This is a genomic window from Phenylobacterium sp. (genome assembly GCF_044358365.1).
In the GTDB taxonomy this organism is placed as follows: domain Bacteria; phylum Pseudomonadota; class Alphaproteobacteria; order Caulobacterales; family Caulobacteraceae; genus Phenylobacterium.
The window spans coordinates 1-15,671 of the sequence record NZ_JBIKNZ010000077.1 but is presented as its reverse complement, the minus strand read 5'-3'; the positions used below and the strand labels follow the sequence as shown (position 1 = coordinate 15,671).

Here is a 15,671-nt window from a genome sequence, read left to right as displayed (position 1 = left end):
TTCGATCGCTGTATCGCCGCTCGGACGGCGTACGTGGTCGTGGCGCTGCCATGGAGTATCTGGCCCATAGGTCCTCCCGGAATGAAGGATCAGCTTGGCTGATTCCCCCACACTCCGGGACCAGACAGCTAGGGCGGAAAGCGCCGGCCTTGAGCGTCGTTAGACGTCGCGCAGGGTCTTCGCAGGCTTCGAGGCCAGCGCAGACTGGATCTGGCCAAAAATCAGCGTTGCGACAAAAACCGAGAAGCCGGCGACGACGATTGTGAGAAAGGGTGTCATGGTTTGCTCCTGTCGATGCAAGGAGACTGCGGCCTTTCAACGGTCGCGGCCTTGATCTGGGTCAAACCAGCGACCGCAACCGAAAGCGAACCCGGCGCATGTCCCGACTCTCGAGCCCCGCCGCCTTCCCCGCCCTCGACGCCGGCATCACAGGTCTGATCGCAGCAGGGGAACTGGCAGGGGCGTCCTTGTTGGTCATCCGCGATGGCCAGGTTGTCCACCGCGCAGTGCACGGCCTGAAGGACATCGCCTCCCGCCAGCCACCTGCCCAGGACACGATCTATCGGATCTATTCGATGACCAAGCCGGTCACGGCGGTAGCCATGATGATCCTGTGGGACCGCGGCCTGTGGTCGCCGGAAGATCCGATCTCGCGGCATCTTCCGGAATTCGCCCGGGTCATCGGGCCCGATGGCAAGGCGCCGTCGAGCCCGCCCAATATGGGTCAGCTCATGACCCACACTGCCGGCCTCAGTTATGGCTTCGACGCCAACGACACGACGGACGCGGCCTATATCGCCGAGGGCGTCTGGCAGGCCGAGGGGCTCGCCGACATGGTCGCGCGGCTGACAAAGGCGCCACTGGCCTATGAGCCGGGAACACGCTGGCGCTACGCCATCAGCATGGATGTGCAGGGCGCGGTGATCGAGCGCCTGACAGGCCGAAGCCTGCCCGATTTCATGCACGAGGAAATATTCGCCCGCCTACGGATGATCGATACCGACTTCTATGTGCCGGCGGAACAGTTGGGGCGACTGGCGACCCTCTATCGCCACAGCAGGTCGCGGGGTCTGGTCGAAGCAGAGGCCATGCTGTTCGGTCGCGACCCCGGGCGGATCCCGAAGATCGCGTCGGGCGGTGGCGGGCTGTTCTCGACGGTGGACGACTACGCCCGCTTTGCGCAGATGTTATTGGGGCAGGGCGAACTCGAGGGCGTGCGGATCATCAGCGCCGAGGCGGCCAGCCTGATGTGCGCCAATCACCTGAGCGATGAGATCATGGCCGGCGGCTACGGCGTCGGTCACCAGCAGATCCGGCCGGGGTTCGGTCACGGCTTCAACGGCGCCGTGTTTACCGACCCAGCGCGCGCGGGGTCGAACGTGGGTCGCGGGACCTATCAGTGGGATGGCGCGGCGGGGACCTGGTTCTGGGTCGACCCCGAGAACGATCTGATCTGCGTGGGCATGATCCAGCGGATGGACGACCGCTCACCACCTTGCCAGAGGCTGGCTCAGGCATGGGTGGCGGACGACCTGAGACGTTGACGGGCCGAAACCGTCAATCAAACACCTCGTCAAGGCGCTGTGGCGCGCCCACCCGTCGCAGATAGATCACGGCGTTGAGGGCGGCGCCGAGGGCCGCCAGCCCGGCCGCCATCAGCTGCGCCGCCAGACGCGCGGCGGGTGACGCCGCGCCCTCGGCGCCGCCAGCGATACCAACCAGAAGAATGCCGATGAGCAACGCCGGCAGGCTGAGCACCATGGACGCCAGGATATAGCCCACCAGCTGTCCCTGCATCCGGCCCCAGGCGGCGGCGGGCGTCGCACCGGGATCACCTACCAGCCAGGCTATGGGCAACAGCAACAGGCGCGTGAAAACGATGATCCCGCCAATCCCGCCAACGGCGACCACGAGAAAACGGGGCAGAAGCTCGGCCGGGGGCGCGCCCTGGGCGCCCTGGGTGAGGGTCATCAGGCCGTTGGCATAGAGGCTGGTCCCCGCCGTCCAGATCACGAAGGCCACCAGCCCGGCCTGGAGCCCGCGCGGCGCATGGCCGGTCAGCAGGAGGTGGAGCAAGACGCCGACCATGACGGAATTGACCAGCGCCACCACACCCATATAGGCCCAGGTCTCGGGCGGCATTGTACGGCCATCCAGCGGCACGCCCAGCTGGCGTGCGCCAAGGTCAAGGCCCAGGCCGACCACGACCATCACCGCCAGCACCATCCACATCCCGCGCGGCGCAGCGCGCAGGAGACGGATGGCGGCGCCAGCCAGGGACCCTTCTCCCAGATCCGCAGGTGGGCGCCAGCGCGCGCCAGAATGTGCAGGTTCAGTCATCGGGGCTCACTACGATGCCGCGCGGCGGGACGCCAGTGGGCGGGTGACGGTCAAGGCAACCCCCTACTCCACCAGGTCCCGGAACTCCGCGCTGCGCTTCAACCAGGCCGCCGCATAGCTGCAGATCGGTCTGATCGTGCGGCCCCTGGCCCGGGCGTCCTGCGCCAGGGCAGTCATCAATCGCCCGGACGCGCCTGTGCCGCGCAACGCAGGGGGACTGAAGACATAGTCAACATAGATCCGTGCGCCGTCGAGGCGATAGTCGGCCCAGCAGGTCAGCCCCTGCTCTTCGATTTCGTAGCGCGCGCCCGTGTCATGAAGTTCAGTCATTTCAGAAACCCAGCTTCCGGAGTAGCCTCGAGACTGGGGAACGTCGAAGGAGGGATCAAGATGTATCGTGCTCTCATACTGGGCGCAGGGCTTCTGGCTCTGGCCGGCTGCCAGAAGAAGCCGGAAACGCCTACGTCGGCGACCGGCGAGGCGCCCAGCGCCGCGGCGTCGGCCCCGATGACCGGACCTCCCCGGCGCAAGGCAGGTCTCTGGACCCAGACCGTTACGACGCAAGGGATGACCCAGACCTCCAAGATCTGCCTCGACGAGGCGACAGAGGCCAAGATTACGGTCTTTGGTCAGCAAATGAACAAGGAGCTCTGCCCGAAGAATGAGGTGACGCCCGGGGTCGGCGGCTGGTCGTTCGCCAGCGAGTGCGACATGGGCGCCGCCGGCAAGATCACCACCACCGGCAAGGCGACGGGCAACTTCAATTCCAGCTATGTGGTCAAGGCGACCTCGGTGACCACTGGCTCGTCCATGGCACAGGCCAACGGGACCCATGACATGGAAATGACGGGAACCTGGGAAGGCCCCTGCCCCGCTGATATGAAGCCCGGCGACATGTTGCTGCCCGGAGGCGTGAAGGTGAACCTCAACAGCATGGCGGCGATGAAATAGCGACGGGCGCGTCAGACCAGCTCCACTGCCATCGCCGTGGCCTCGCCGCCGCCGATGCAGAGGCTGGCGACGCCGCGCGTACGGCCGCGCGCCTGCAAGGCGCTGAGCAGGGTGGCCAGGATGCGCGCGCCCGAGGCGCCGATAGGGTGGCCCAGCGCGCAGGCGCCGCCGTTGACATTGAGCTTCGCCCGATCAAGGCCCAGGTCGCGCTCCGCCACCATGGCGACCACGGCGAAGGCCTCGTTCACCTCGAATAGGTCGACGTCGTTCACCGACCAGCCCGCGCGTTTCAGCACCTTGCGAATGGCCGGGACTGGCGCAGTGGCGAACTGACCCGGTTCATGGGCATGGGCCGCATGGGCAGCGATGCGGGCGACGACGGTCAGGCCCAGGCGTCGCGCCACACTCTCGCGCGTGAGCACCAGAGCGGCGGCGCCATCGGAGATTGACGAAGCGTTGGCCGCGGTGATCGTCCCGTCACGGGAGAAGGCAGGGCGAAGCGTCGGGATCTTCGCGGGATCAGCCTTGAGAGGCTGCTCGTCCATTTCGACCGTCACCGTGCCCTTGCGGCCGGTGACCTGGACCGGTGTGATTTCCCGGGCGAACGCACCGCTTTCCGTGGCGGCGCGAGCGCGGTTGAGCGAGCCGATGGCATATTCGTCCTGGGCATCGCGGGTGAACTGATACTGACGCGCCGTCTCCTCGGCGAAAGACCCCATCAGGCGGCCGGGCTCGTAGGCGTCCTCCAGACCGTCCAGGTACATGTGGTCGAACATGGTATCGTGGCCAATGCGGGCGCCGCCACGGTGCTTTGCCATCAGGTAGGGCGCGCCGGTCATGCTCTCCATGCCGCCGGCGATGATCACCTCGGCAGACCCGGCGGCCAGTGCGTCATGGGCCATGATGGCGGCCTGCATGCCCGACCCACACATCTTGTTGACCGTCGTGGCCTCCACCGATTTTGGCAGGCTCGCGCCCAAGGCCGCCTGCCGCGCGGGCGCCTGGCCCAGACCAGCCGGCAGCACACATCCCATGAAGATCTGCTCGACCACCGCCGGATCAACACCGGAACGCTCCACCGCCGCGCGCACGGCCACGGCGCCCAGCTCGGTGGCCTTTACGCCGGAGAACATGCCCTGGAACCCGCCCATCGGCGTGCGGGCGTAGGCGGCGATGACCACGGGGTCGGAGGTCTGGCTCATGTGGGAGACGTCTTTCTCAAGGCTGCCGTGTTGTTACGTCGCTGTAGGGGCCGCCGTCGCGGATGGTTTTGTTGCGGTAGATGACGGCGCCGATCAGCTTGGGCTGTTGACGGATTGCGGCGCAGAACTCCGGCCACAGGTCGGATGGCACCCAGAGGCACAGCGCGCGGGGATCCTCGTCGCAGGCTATGTCCACGAGCTGCCTTGCGGTCATGGCGAGACCTCAGAGATTGCCGAGCGTGCCCACGATGAAGCCGCCGCCCAGAACCCGCGACGGCGCCTCCGGCGCATAGAGCACACAGGCCTGGCCAGGGGCGACGCCCTCCTCGGGCACGCCGAATACAACACCCGGCTCGCCGCCGACAAAGCCCAGGCGTCCCGGAACCGGCTCACGGGTCGAACGCACACGGGCCAGCACCGGTCGCTGGGCCTTGCAGGCCGCCGCCATATCCGGTCCGTCGCCGATCCAGTTGGTCTCCTTCAGGCTGAGCGCGCGGGTCAGCAGCGCCTCGCGCGGGCCGACCATCACGCGCCGGCTGCCAGCATCGATTTTCACCACGAACAAAGGATCGCCAACCGCCACGTTCAGACCCCGTCGCTGCCCGATGGTGTAGCGAGTGACGCCCTCGTGGTGACCGAGAACCCGACCGTCCAGATGCACGATGTCGCCAGGCTCGGCGCCATGCGGGCGCAGACGGTCGATCACAGTGGTGTAGCGGCCCTCCGGCACAAAACAGATATCCTGACTATCGGGCTTGTCCGCAACCTTCAGCCCCAGCGCGGTGGCCGCCGCGCGCACAGCGGGCTTCGGCAGCCCGCCAAGCGGGAACCGGAGGTAGTCCAGCTGCTCCGGGGTGGTGGCGAACAGGAAGTAGGACTGGTCGCGCACCGCATCGAACGCGCGGTGCAGTTCTGGCCCATGAAGACCGACATCGCGCTGCACATAGTGACCCGTCGCCATGGCTTCCGCGCCCAGATCGCGGGCCACGTCCAGCAGGTCGCGGAACTTCACCGTCTGATTGCAGCGAATGCAGGGGATCGGCGTCTCCCCACGCAGGTAGGAGTCGGCAAAGTCCTCGATCACCTGCTTGCGAAAGCGGCTCTCATAGTCGAGCACATAGTGGGGGATACTCATGGACTCGGCCGCAGTGCGGGCGTCGTGGATATCCTGACCGGCGCAGCAGGCGCCCTTCTTCTGGATCGCCGCGCCGTGATCATAGAGTTGCAGGGTGACGCCCACCACATCGTAGCCAGCGCGATGCAGTAGCGCCGCGGTCACCGTTGAATCCACGCCGCCCGACATGGCCGCCACGATTCGGGTCCCGGTCGGCAGGCGCACGGCGTCGCGCATGGCCTCGATCAGGCCGTCGCTCAGGGTGTCGGAAATCGCCGCCGGTGCGTTCATGATGGCCTATGTAGCGGTTCCGGCCCGCGTTTTCGAGGCTACCTGAGGAGGTTGATCAACGACGAGGACTGCAGGGCCTGGAGGACATAGGCGGAGAACTGCACCGAAAGCCTAGCCTGCTCAAGATCAGCCGAGGCCTGTGCCATATTCGCATCAGTTATATCGCCCAACATGATCGTCAGGGATATCTGGCGTGCTTCAAGGTTCGCAGCCACTCCTTCGACACGCTTCTGGTTGGTGCCGTTCTGCGCCGCGATCAGCGTGACATCGGCCCGGATCGTGTTCCAGCCAGCCAGTTGGCCCTCAAGGAAGGTCTTCTGGGCGTTGGTCATGGCGCCCGTGAATGGCCCGTTGGAGCCCTGGTTGAAGGTCTGGAACGTCTGCAGCGCGGTCAGCAGATCCGTGCCAATGTCGTCGGCCAGAATTCCGGTGGTCACGGATGTGGCGTCGTCCAGCTTGGACTTCACCTTGAAATCATCGTTCTTGAAGAAATCGGCGATTACGGCGGGCGCAGCAGTGAGGTCGGCCAGCGTGTTCGCCGTGACCGGCTTGGTGTCGACCTGGCCGCCTGCGAACAGGTACTTGCCGCCATAGCTGACGTTCATGCTTTCAACGGCGATGTTCATCTGGGCCTGGATGTCCTCGACAAGGCTGTCGACGCGACCGGAGGCGATCGCATCGGCCATCAGCTCGCGGATCGACTGGGCGGCGTCCGCCACCCGAACCAGCGAGGCGTCCTGGGTCGTAAGCCGGTCGGCGATCAGGCCATTCTGATCCTGAAACTCCCCGACGCGGGTTTGTACCGTGCGCATGGCGGTCAGCAGTTCAGAGGACTTGGCGTAGTCCTTCAGGTTCTGACCATTGCGCTGGGTGGAAACCCGGTCGCCGGCGTCAGCCTGCCGCTGCTGCGCGGCCAGCAGGTTGGTGAGCACCGCTGAATAGTTTCCGGAGGTGGTGACGCGAGTGACCATGGCGAACTCCTCAGACAATACCCAGCAGGACGTCGAACATGTCGCCGGCCGCCTGAATCATGCGAGCCGAGGCGCTGAAAGCCTGCTGATAGGTGGTTAGATTGACTAGTTCCTCATCGAGATTGACGCCCTCAACGGCCTGGCGGCGGTTGTTGGCCTCGGTAGCGACGGCTTCCGAGCTGGCCTTGCGCGTCTCTGCCGAGGCTGCGGCTCGACCCACTGCACCCCCGAACTCCGAAGCGTACCTGGAGACGGTCATGGTCACCTGACCCAGTGACCCGGCGGCCTGGAAGAGGATCGGGACGCCGCCCGAGGCCGAAATGCCCAGCGCCCCGCGCCCGTCGCCCGGGCGAATGGCCACCGCGCCCACGGCGACGGTCGTTTCCAGTTTGCCCATGGCGATCTTGGTGGGGTTGGACAGCAATGCTGCTGAAACCTGAAACTGCCCGGCCCGCGCCGACCGCGCCTGGGTTCCCAGACCAAATAACTGGCTGACCGACGGTCCGCCGGCGCCGCGCTGGGTATTGTCCGTAACGATTGACAGTTCGGCGTTCGAGGGGGCCGATCCGGTGAAGGTAAGCACGCCATTGGAATCGAGGCCGAAGGATCCGTAAAGACCGACCCCGGTCGAGTTGTTGTTCAGCGTATTGAGCAGGTCGCTCATCAGCGGCCCGGCCGGGATCGTGATCGGCACCTCGCGCTCGGGACGCCCATCCGGGGTCGACAACCGCAAAGTAAGCTGGCCGCCCGATGTGAAGCCATGGTTGCTGGTCGGCTGCAGCCCGGTGGCGTAGTTGGTCAAGCCGTTCGTCTTGACCAGGTCGTTCAGACCGAAGAAGTGCGAGAAACCGCGCCCGGTCTTGTTCGAGGTACCCTCGTCGAGGGCGAGCCCCGCCCCCCCGGTAGCGTTGAGCGTCAAGGCGCCGCCGGAGAAGCTGGCGCTCCCGGAGGCGCCAAGGGCGGTATTGAGGTCCGTCAGGAAGCTGGCTGGCGTGAAGGTGGCGCCGGCCCCGCCATTCACCGAGATCGTGCCCGCGGTGAAGTCGATCGCCACCTTGCGCTGCAGAAGACCCTGAGGGTTCACCACGGCGATGGTAGACGTCCCGGTGAAGCCCGCGATCGCGGTCGGCAGATCAAGTCCGGTAGCGCGGCCGGTGAGCGACGCAGGGGGCGGATAGGCAGAGGCCGCGTTGTGGGCGGCGTTCAACTGATCTACGGCGCGGCTCGTGAACTCTCCGAGCTGATCGTAGATCTTGGGGAGCTCCTCATCGCGCAGGTCCAGCAGGCCGCGGAGCTGGCCGCTCATGAGCTGGATCGGCTGCTGGTTTGAACTGCCCGTCGGCTGCGCGGTGATATAGCCCGGCGTGGTGTCGGAGCTGTTGTAGGTCAGCTTTGCCGCGCCATCCCCGGCGATCAGAACGCCTTCGACGGTTCGCACGTCGACGCCGCCGTCCCCACGTCCGGCCACGCGGATGTTCATCAGGCCGGACAATTCGTCCAGCAACTGGCTCTGGATATTTTCCGAACCCGAGGCGTCCGCCCCTACCAGAGTGGCCCGCTTGATCTCCAGATTGAGCTTGCTGATCTCTTCCAGCAGCCCATTGGCGCGTTCGACGCCCGCGCTGATCTGAGTGTCGACGGTGTCGACAAGCGACACGATCTGGCCGTTGATCCGGGCCGCTTCGCCCAGAAAATCCTCGACGCTGGAAAGCGCCTGGCTGCGCAGCAGGGTCGATGATGGATCATTCGCCGCCGTGGAGAAAGCGGCGAAAACTTTGTCGAGCCGGTTGAAGAAGAATCCGTTCGCCGACGGATCGCCAAACAGGCTCTGGGCGTTGTCGAGAAACTGCGAGACGGCGGACCAGCGCTTGGTGTCCGACGACGCCGACAACGATGCGACCTGCAGAAACTGGTCTGTGATCCGGTTGACGCCCGTGATCTTGACGCCGGCGCCGGAGCCATCAACGACCTGTTGCTCCTGCTTCACCGCCTTGCGCACGTATCCCGGCGTGTTGACGTTGGCGATATTGTCCGAAACGGCGCGCAGCGAGGCCTGTGCGGCCTGCAGGCCCGTCGTGGCGGTCTTCAGAGCGACGCCTAGGGTCATCTATTTCGCCTCCACCCGGCAAAGGCTGACATTCCACCCGGCGAAAACTGCCGGGACTTTGGTTGCCGCCCGCGCATAGGTTCTAGTTTTATCGAACAAATTCAATGTTGTGACTCTCTCGACCCGATGGGCCTGTGAATCAGGGCGCAAGTCCGGCGCCAGTTCGCTCCGACGCGGAGACAGGGCGGCAGGGAACGACCCACCGAAACACTCCTGGCTCGGCAATTTCGTCCATCGACGCGCTGTGGCAGCAAGGGGCAGCGGGCCTATTTCTCCAATATTTTCAACAAACTGAGAGACTGGCGCGGAGGTTGCTGGGGTTTGCCCGAATGAGACCGGCGCAGGACGCGCTTCCTTCACAACCCATCCAGGCTTGCAAACAGTCATGAACGCATCCGCGCTCAATGCCGCATCCTTCCAGCCGACCGGCCAGACCGGGCTCGCGGCGGGCGCCGGCGCCCAGGGTACGGCGAGCGGCCCCCTGGCTGGTTTCGAGGCGCTTCTGGCGGCGCTGTTTCCGACAGGCCCCGCACCCACAGCGCCGGCGGCGAGCGGCGCGCCCGAAGGTGGCGACGCGGACAAAGACGAATCCGACGCGCCTGGCGAAAAGGTGGAGATCAATGCGGAGGTCGCGTTCGCTGACCTGCAGTTCGGGACAGCCAACGCCAATCTGCTGACCGGCGTGATTGCGGTTCAGGCCCCGATCGCTTCCCTGGTCACGACGTCCTCATCGGCTCCGTCGACCGGCGACGCAGGCGCTGCGCCGCGCGGCTTCGCGTCGATCCTGACGGCAGGACCGCCCGCAGGGGCTTCTGCAACCCTGGCGACGACCGCGGAGGCCGACGCCTCTTCAGAACAGCTGGCGTCCGGCCTCCTGGCTGATGGGACAAAGTCGGCCACGGTCACAGGTCCCGCGCCTGGCTCTGAAACGCCGGAGCAGGCGTCAGCCAACCCGGGAGCCGCTGCAATCCGGGCTCCAGTGGCATCGATCTCGGAGCAAGCGCTCGCACCTCGCGCCAGCGCCCAGGCGGCGGCGCCTGCACCTTCGTCCACTGAACCGGCGTCGGCCCCGTCAGCGGTGGCGACCGGTGTTTCCGAAGCCTCCTTGCAGGTCGCAGGGTTGCAAAGTCGACCCGAACAGCCGGCGCCTGCACCCGCTCCGAGGAACTCCAGAGCCGAGCGCGCCAGGGCTGCCTCTGAGGCAGCTCCGACGGCGATAGCGACACCCGCCCCGCCGCAGACGGGCGATAGTCCTGATGCGATGAAGCCAGTTCAGGCGTTTGCTGCCGCCACGCCGGAACGGATCGACGCTGATGAGTCCGCGGTCAGCGACGAGATCGTCAGCGCCGACTCGCCGGATGGCGTTCTGCAAAGCGAAAGCCGCGCCGCCAGCCAGTCCCTGGCCCCTGCAACGCTGGCTGGCCATGCGGTGCGCGGTTCACCGGAGACGGTCGCCACACTGGCGGCGCAGATTATCAAGAAGCTGGAAGGCCAATCGACCCGCTTCGACCTGGAGCTCAATCCCGGCGGGCTCGGCAAGGTCGATGTCCGCATCGACATCGGAGCCCACGGCCGGATCACGGCGGCCATGACCTTCGACAACCCGCAAGCGGCGTCCGATCTGAAGGCGCGCGCCAACGAACTGCAGCGGGCGATGGAACAGGCTGGTTTCGACATGTCGGGCGGGATGTCCTTTGACGTCGCCGGCGACCGCGGCCAGCAACAACGCCAAGCCTGGCAGGAGCAAACCGATAACAATGGTCAGGCCATCCGGGGTCAGGCTTTCCGTGCAGCCCTCGATACGGCCGGCGCCGCGACTGACGCCGCCGTCAATGGTGCGCTGCGACTTCGCCGGGGCGTCAACGCCGGCCTGGACCTCAGGATCTGATCATGGACGTCGCCGCGACCACCGCCGCCGCAACCACCGCCAAGAGCGATACGATCGGGATCGGCCGGGCGCGGCTGGCCGAGAACTTCGACACCTTCCTTTCGCTGCTGACCACCCAGTTGAAGAACCAGGATCCGCTGTCGCCGATGGATTCCAACCAGTTCACCCAGCAGATCGTGCAAATGACCGGGGTGGAACAGCAGCTCGCCACCAACGATCTTCTGAAGAAGCTGGTGGCGAACACAACCTCGGGTGTCGCCACGGCCGTGAGCCTTATCGGCAAGGAAGTGCGCGCCGAGGCCGATGTCGCGGCCCTCAAGAACCAGAAGGCCGACTGGACGTATAAGCTCGATCGCGCCGCCACCGACGTGAAACTTGAAGTGCTGGACTCCAAGGGCAGGATCGTCGCAACCAAGGCGGTGGCCGACGCCAAGGCCGGTGAGAACAAGTTCACCTGGGATGGCAAGACCTCTGGCGGCGCTGTCCTGGCAGACGGAATTTACAGCCTGCGGGTTACAGCCAAGGATGGCTCCGGCTCGGTCGTACCTTCCAAGATTTTCGCCGATGGCCTGGTGACCGGAGTGGAACAGGCCGACGGGAGCACTCTCCTGACCATCAATGGCGCGCGGATCCCCTGGGAAAAGCTCGTCAGCATCCGCCAACCGGTTCTACCGGCCGACACGGCCAGGACCATCGCGTCTTCGATCACCAGTTCAAACACCAACAACCCGGACGACAAAACGTCGTCTCCAGCGGCGGCCTGATGGCCGAACTCACGCAGTACGCGCACCCGCCCAAGGAGAACGGAACCTAAGCCATGTCTATCAATTCAGCCTTGCTGACCGGCGTTTCGGGGTTGGTCGCCAACTCATCGGCGCTGGCGGCGATTTCCGACAACATCGCCAACGTCAACACAGTAGCGTACAAACGTAATGTGGTGAGCTTCGCCAATGTGGTGACTGCCCAGACCGTAAAGGGAGCCTATTCCGCCGGCGGGGTTGAGGCTGTCAGCCGCCAGTTTGTCAGCCAACAGGGCCTGGTCCAGGCGTCGGGGTCGTCGACCGACCTGGCGATCTCCGGCGACGGGTTCTTCGTGGTGTCGAACAAGGGCGCGGGACTTACGGCGGCGGATGCGCGCTCATTCACGCGCTCCGGCTCGTTCACTGTCGATGCTAACGGATACCTGATCAACCAGTCGAACTATTATCTGCAGGGATGGCCGACCAAGGCCGACGGCACCTACGACGTAAACCCGTCCGACCTGTCGAAGATGAACTCCATCAACGTCAAGAATCTGGGCTCGGCGGTTGCGCCGACAACGGACATCACTATCAGCGCCAATCTCAACAAGGCAGGCGTCGTCTCCGCCGGAGAGGCGGCCTACAATAACGCCACCGTCGCTTCGATGACCGACTACGCCACCGACCCTACGACCGGGACCAAGCCTGATTTCGTCATCGAGATGAAGGTGATCGACTCCGCCGGCGGCTCGCGCAAGGTGGCCCTGGCCCTGCTGAAGGACGACAGCGCCAATCCCAACCGCTGGCACGCTGAAATCTATTCGATACCTACCACGGACACGACTACGGGCGGGCGCCCGGGCCAGTTGGCCAGAGGTAATCTGATGTTCAATCAGGACGGCACGATCGACCTGGCGAACACCACCCTGTTCGGCGCACCGGGCGCAGTGGCCCAACTCAATCTGGCCGCCTCGGGTGCAGCCGGCACACCACGTTGGTCCAACCCCCTGGGCGTCGCGGCCCAGACGCTGGACTTCGACCTGAACAAGATTTCGCAGTACGCCGCAACGTCGACGGTCAACGCCATCAGTTCAAACGGCGCCGGTGTGGGCAACATCGTATCGATCGATGTGAATGGCGAGGGCATCGTCTCGGCGATCTATGACAACAGCCAGGTTCGCCAGATCGCCAAGATCGGGATCGCTACCTTCCCCAATGCCGACGGCCTGCAGGCCATCAGCGGCAACGCCTACCGCAGCTCACTCCCCGCAGGCCAGCTGACCATGAAGGAAGCCGGCGTGGGCGGCGCAGGTCGTATTTCACCCTCCAGCCTGGAAGCCTCGAAAGTGGATCTCTCTGCAGAATTCACCGGGTTGATACAGACTCAGAAGGCATATTCTGCATCATCCAAGATCATAACGACTGCTGATCAGATGTTGGAAGAATTAATTAATATCAAGCGCTAGTAATATCTCTTAACTGAACCTGAATCAACGACATGAATTCGATGAAGAGGCAACGCAACATCAGGGATTTCATGGTTACCGGTTTGTTTACTAAGGCGATTCAGGCGATGTTAGGAGGCGATAGGTATGGTGCACATCAATCAGTGATGGTGAGGCGCTAGAAAGCCCATGTTGCAACAACAACAGACGCGCACGAATAGCCGCGGCGAGACCTATGTGATCGGCCCGACGGGCGCGCCTTTGACGCGGAACGATCTGCCGCCTCCCAACACCGGGCGCTGGGTAATCCGACGCAAGGCCGAGGTGGTGGCTGCGGTCCGCGGAGGGCTTATCTCTCTCGAAGAAGCGCTGGAACGCTACTCCCTGACCAGTGATGAGTTCGTGTCCTGGCAGCGCTCGATCGAGCGGCATGGCCTGGCCGGACTTAGAACGACCCGCCTGCAACAATACCGCTGAGCCGTCATTCCCGATCAACGGCGAACCGCAAAGACCGGCCGCGCTTGCCCCCCAAGCGCGGCCGTTCGTCGTTTCAGGACAACTTCCGCACCAGCACGATGATCCTCTCCCGGTCGCCTGATCGGCGCTCGACCAGCAGTCGGGCGACCTGAGCGTCGTCGTGAAAAGCATAGCCCTTTATGGCGTCGAGGATGGCCTTGGCCAGGTTGTCCAGATCAAGCCAGGGTGGGTCGCCCAGATATTCCATGGCGATCTCTACCGAGTAGTCGCCCCACGCCGGTCGCGATCCGCGCCAGGCCTTTCGAAAGAACTCATAGATAAGGGGCTTGTAATACTTGCCCTGGGTGGTCAGCCCATCGACGGACAGTTCAAGCATGCCCTCGGTCTCCCGGGCGCGTACCTTTCCATGCTGGGTCCAGCCATCGTCCATCCTGCGCTCATAGCGTTCCAGCGCCTTGCAGTCTCCCCGCATGGCGGTAAACCCTTGAACGCCTGCAATCCTGGGGACTGATCGATGAGCGCGACCCGCACAGAAACCGACACCTTCGGCCCCATCGAGGTAGCCAGTTACGTCTACTGGGGCGCCCAGACCCAGCGCTCGATCGGTAATTTCAAGATCGGCTGGGAGAAACAGCCCAAGCCGGTGATCAAGGCCCTTGGCGTCGTCAAGCGCGCTGCGGCCGAGGCCAACATGGAGCTTGGCCGGCTTGACCCGGAGATCTGCAAGTACATCGTACTCGCCGCCCAGGAGGTCATCGACGGCAAGCTGGATGACCATTTTCCGCTGGTGGTATGGCAAACAGGCTCCGGCACCCAATCCAACATGAACGCCAATGAGGTGATCTCCAACCGCGCCATCGAGATGATGGGCGGCGTCATGGGTTCCAAGAAACCCGTGCACCCCAACGATCACGTCAACATGAGCCAGTCGTCCAACGACACCTATCCCACCGCGATGCACATCGCCTCGGCAGTCGAGGTCGCCCTGTCGGTGATCCCGGCGCTGGAGCACCTGCACAAGGCGCTGGTGGTCAAGTCCAAGGCCTTCGCCCATATCATCAAGATCGGCCGCACCCACACCCAGGACGCCACGCCACTGACGCTGGGCCAGGAGTTCGGCGGCTATGCGCACCAGGTCGCCATGTCGAGGCGCCGCGTGGAGGAGGCCCTGTACGGCCTCTATGAACTGGCGCAGGGCGGCACTGCTGTCGGCACCGGGCTCAACGCCCCCGTAGGTTTCGCCGAGCTGGTGGCCGCGAAGATAGCCGGGATCACCGGCCTGCCCTTTGTGACTGCACCCAACAAGTTCGAGGCCCTGGCCGCCCACGACGCCATGGTGTTCAGCCACGGCGCGCTGACGGCGACAGCCGGCGCCCTTTTCAAGATCGCCAATGACCTGCGGTTCCTGGGAAGCGGACCCCGCGCCGGCCTGGGCGAACTGGCCCTGCCCGAGAACGAGCCTGGCTCTTCAATCATGCCCGGCAAGGTCAATCCCACCCAGGCCGAGGCGCTGACCATGGTCTGCGCCCACGTGATGGGCAACCAGACCACCATGGCCTTTGCGGGATCACAGGGCCACTTCGAGCTCAACGTCTTCAACCCGGTGATGGCCTACAACTTCCTGCAGTCCTGCCGCCTGCTGGCCGACGCCTCGATCTCGTTCACCGACAACATGGTGGTGGGCACCGAGGCCCGCGAGGACAATATCAAGGCCAACCTCGAGCGGTCGCTGATGCTGGTGACGGCGCTGAACAGCAAGCTGGGCTACGACAACTGCGCCAAGATCGCCAAGGCGGCCCACAAGAACGGCACCACGCTGCGCGAGGAAGCCGTCGGCGGCGGCTATCTGACGAACGAGGAGTTCGACAAGTATGTGCGGCCCGAGAAGATGATCGGTCCGGGGTGAAAGCTCCCGCACTCCATCTGGACGGGTCCAAGGTCGAGACGTTGCGGGCCAAGTCGGCCCGATTGATCTGGGCTCTGTGTCTCGCGGTGGGCACGTGCACCCATGTCTTCGCGCTAGGCTCAGGACCCATTGAAATGATTCCCAAGGCGGGGTTGGTCTGATTCACTGGCGGCGCATGGAGGCGTCGTCATGAGTGATTTGATCTGGTTGTCGCAGGCGCAGATGCGCCGGATTGAGCC

At 64.6% G+C, this 15,671-nt stretch carries 14 protein-coding genes and 1 pseudogene; 7 read left to right on the top strand and 8 right to left on the bottom strand.

What is annotated here, in order from left to right; all coding sequences use genetic code 11:
- Positions 1 to 377: 377 nt before the first annotated feature.
- The gene (locus ACIQ3B_RS15825) at positions 378 to 1,544 is read left to right on the top strand and encodes a serine hydrolase domain-containing protein (protein ID WP_397404247.1); all 1,167 of its coding nucleotides are present in this window, start codon (positions 378 to 380) and stop codon (positions 1,542 to 1,544) included.
- Positions 1,545 to 1,557: 13 nt separating this feature from the next.
- On the opposite strand, the gene ACIQ3B_RS15820 is transcribed toward ACIQ3B_RS15825, so the two are convergent.
- Both ACIQ3B_RS15820 and ACIQ3B_RS15815 read right to left on the bottom strand, forming a co-directional pair.
- Positions 1,558 to 2,340 (bottom strand): hypothetical protein, encoded by a 783-nt coding sequence (locus ACIQ3B_RS15820; protein ID WP_397404246.1) that lies wholly within the window; start codon positions 2,338 to 2,340, stop codon positions 1,558 to 1,560.
- Positions 2,341 to 2,403: 63 nt separating this feature from the next.
- Positions 2,404 to 2,670, bottom strand: coding sequence for a GNAT family N-acetyltransferase (locus tag ACIQ3B_RS15815; RefSeq protein WP_397404244.1), 267 nt, complete (start codon positions 2,668 to 2,670; stop codon positions 2,404 to 2,406).
- A 60-nt stretch (positions 2,671 to 2,730) separates the two neighbouring features.
- On the opposite strand from ACIQ3B_RS15815, the gene ACIQ3B_RS15810 reads away from it, so the two are divergent.
- Positions 2,731 to 3,291 (top strand): DUF3617 domain-containing protein, encoded by a 561-nt coding sequence (locus ACIQ3B_RS15810; protein WP_397404242.1) that lies wholly within the window; start codon positions 2,731 to 2,733, stop codon positions 3,289 to 3,291.
- Between the two features lie 11 nt (positions 3,292 to 3,302).
- On the opposite strand, the gene ACIQ3B_RS15805 is transcribed toward ACIQ3B_RS15810, so the two are convergent.
- From ACIQ3B_RS15805 to flgK, 5 genes are read right to left on the bottom strand one after another with little or no spacing between them, the layout of a single operon-like run.
- Positions 3,303 to 4,493 (bottom strand): acetyl-CoA C-acyltransferase, encoded by a 1,191-nt coding sequence (locus ACIQ3B_RS15805; protein ID WP_397404240.1) that lies wholly within the window; start codon positions 4,491 to 4,493, stop codon positions 3,303 to 3,305.
- Between the two features lie 16 nt (positions 4,494 to 4,509).
- Positions 4,510 to 4,707, bottom strand: coding sequence for a hypothetical protein (locus ACIQ3B_RS15800; RefSeq protein ID WP_397404238.1), 198 nt, complete (start codon positions 4,705 to 4,707; stop codon positions 4,510 to 4,512).
- Between the two features lie 9 nt (positions 4,708 to 4,716).
- Positions 4,717 to 5,898 (bottom strand): tRNA 2-thiouridine(34) synthase MnmA, encoded by a 1,182-nt coding sequence (gene mnmA / locus ACIQ3B_RS15795; RefSeq protein ID WP_397404236.1) that lies wholly within the window; start codon positions 5,896 to 5,898, stop codon positions 4,717 to 4,719.
- Between the two features lie 38 nt (positions 5,899 to 5,936).
- Positions 5,937 to 6,869 carry a flagellin gene (locus ACIQ3B_RS15790; protein ID WP_397404234.1) on the bottom strand — a complete coding sequence of 311 codons (933 nt, stop codon included), beginning with the start codon at positions 6,867 to 6,869 and terminating at the stop codon, positions 5,937 to 5,939.
- 10 nt (positions 6,870 to 6,879) lie between these two features.
- A complete protein-coding gene (gene flgK / locus ACIQ3B_RS15785; protein WP_397404232.1) occupies positions 6,880 to 8,976 on the bottom strand; it encodes a flagellar hook-associated protein FlgK in 2,097 nt (698 codons plus the stop codon).
- 385 nt (positions 8,977 to 9,361) lie between these two features.
- Here flgK and ACIQ3B_RS15780 point away from each other — a divergent pair, with 385 nt between their 5' ends.
- The 4 genes from ACIQ3B_RS15780 (at position 9,362) to ACIQ3B_RS15765 (ending at position 13,526) form a co-directional block, all read left to right on the top strand.
- The gene (locus tag ACIQ3B_RS15780) at positions 9,362 to 10,864 is read left to right on the top strand and encodes a flagellar hook-length control protein FliK (protein WP_397404230.1); all 1,503 of its coding nucleotides are present in this window, start codon (positions 9,362 to 9,364) and stop codon (positions 10,862 to 10,864) included.
- A gap of 2 nt (positions 10,865 to 10,866) precedes the next feature.
- Positions 10,867 to 11,628 carry a flagellar hook assembly protein FlgD gene (locus ACIQ3B_RS15775; protein ID WP_397404228.1) on the top strand — a complete coding sequence of 254 codons (762 nt, stop codon included), beginning with the start codon at positions 10,867 to 10,869 and terminating at the stop codon, positions 11,626 to 11,628.
- A 53-nt stretch (positions 11,629 to 11,681) separates the two neighbouring features.
- A complete protein-coding gene (locus tag ACIQ3B_RS15770) occupies positions 11,682 to 13,070 on the top strand; it encodes a flagellar hook protein FlgE (RefSeq protein WP_397404226.1) in 1,389 nt (462 codons plus the stop codon).
- A gap of 168 nt (positions 13,071 to 13,238) precedes the next feature.
- Positions 13,239 to 13,526, top strand: coding sequence for a DUF1153 domain-containing protein (locus tag ACIQ3B_RS15765; RefSeq protein WP_397404224.1), 288 nt, complete (start codon positions 13,239 to 13,241; stop codon positions 13,524 to 13,526).
- 73 nt (positions 13,527 to 13,599) lie between these two features.
- Here the strand turns inward: ACIQ3B_RS15765 and ACIQ3B_RS15760 are convergent.
- Positions 13,600 to 13,967 (bottom strand): annotated as a pseudogene (locus ACIQ3B_RS15760) (RusA family crossover junction endodeoxyribonuclease).
- A gap of 73 nt (positions 13,968 to 14,040) precedes the next feature.
- On the opposite strand from ACIQ3B_RS15760, the gene fumC reads away from it, so the two are divergent.
- Positions 14,041 to 15,432 (top strand): class II fumarate hydratase, encoded by a 1,392-nt coding sequence (gene fumC, locus ACIQ3B_RS15755; RefSeq protein WP_397404222.1) that lies wholly within the window; start codon positions 14,041 to 14,043, stop codon positions 15,430 to 15,432.
- The last annotated feature ends 239 nt before the right edge of the window (positions 15,433 to 15,671 follow it).

Excerpts from the sequence above, each read along its gene's own strand:
- ACIQ3B_RS15825 (WP_397404247.1), top strand. The coding sequence starts at position 378 with ATGTCCCGACTCTCGAGCCCCGCCGCCTTCCCCGCCCTCGACGCCGGC.
- ACIQ3B_RS15820 (WP_397404246.1), bottom strand. The coding sequence starts at position 2,340 with ATGACTGAACCTGCACATTCTGGCGCGCGCTGGCGCCCACCTGCGGAT.
- ACIQ3B_RS15815 (WP_397404244.1), bottom strand. The coding sequence starts at position 2,670 with ATGACTGAACTTCATGACACGGGCGCGCGCTACGAAATCGAAGAGCAG.
- ACIQ3B_RS15810 (WP_397404242.1), top strand. The coding sequence starts at position 2,731 with ATGTATCGTGCTCTCATACTGGGCGCAGGGCTTCTGGCTCTGGCCGGC.
- ACIQ3B_RS15805 (WP_397404240.1), bottom strand. The coding sequence starts at position 4,493 with ATGAGCCAGACCTCCGACCCCGTGGTCATCGCCGCCTACGCCCGCACG.
- ACIQ3B_RS15800 (WP_397404238.1), bottom strand. The coding sequence starts at position 4,707 with ATGACCGCAAGGCAGCTCGTGGACATAGCCTGCGACGAGGATCCCCGC.
- mnmA (WP_397404236.1), bottom strand. The coding sequence starts at position 5,898 with ATGAACGCACCGGCGGCGATTTCCGACACCCTGAGCGACGGCCTGATC.
- ACIQ3B_RS15790 (WP_397404234.1), bottom strand. The coding sequence starts at position 6,869 with ATGGTCACTCGCGTCACCACCTCCGGAAACTATTCAGCGGTGCTCACC.
- flgK (WP_397404232.1), bottom strand. The coding sequence starts at position 8,976 with ATGACCCTAGGCGTCGCTCTGAAGACCGCCACGACGGGCCTGCAGGCC.
- ACIQ3B_RS15780 (WP_397404230.1), top strand. The coding sequence starts at position 9,362 with ATGAACGCATCCGCGCTCAATGCCGCATCCTTCCAGCCGACCGGCCAG.
- ACIQ3B_RS15775 (WP_397404228.1), top strand. The coding sequence starts at position 10,867 with ATGGACGTCGCCGCGACCACCGCCGCCGCAACCACCGCCAAGAGCGAT.
- ACIQ3B_RS15770 (WP_397404226.1), top strand. The coding sequence starts at position 11,682 with ATGTCTATCAATTCAGCCTTGCTGACCGGCGTTTCGGGGTTGGTCGCC.
- ACIQ3B_RS15765 (WP_397404224.1), top strand. The coding sequence starts at position 13,239 with ATGTTGCAACAACAACAGACGCGCACGAATAGCCGCGGCGAGACCTAT.
- fumC (WP_397404222.1), top strand. The coding sequence starts at position 14,041 with ATGAGCGCGACCCGCACAGAAACCGACACCTTCGGCCCCATCGAGGTA.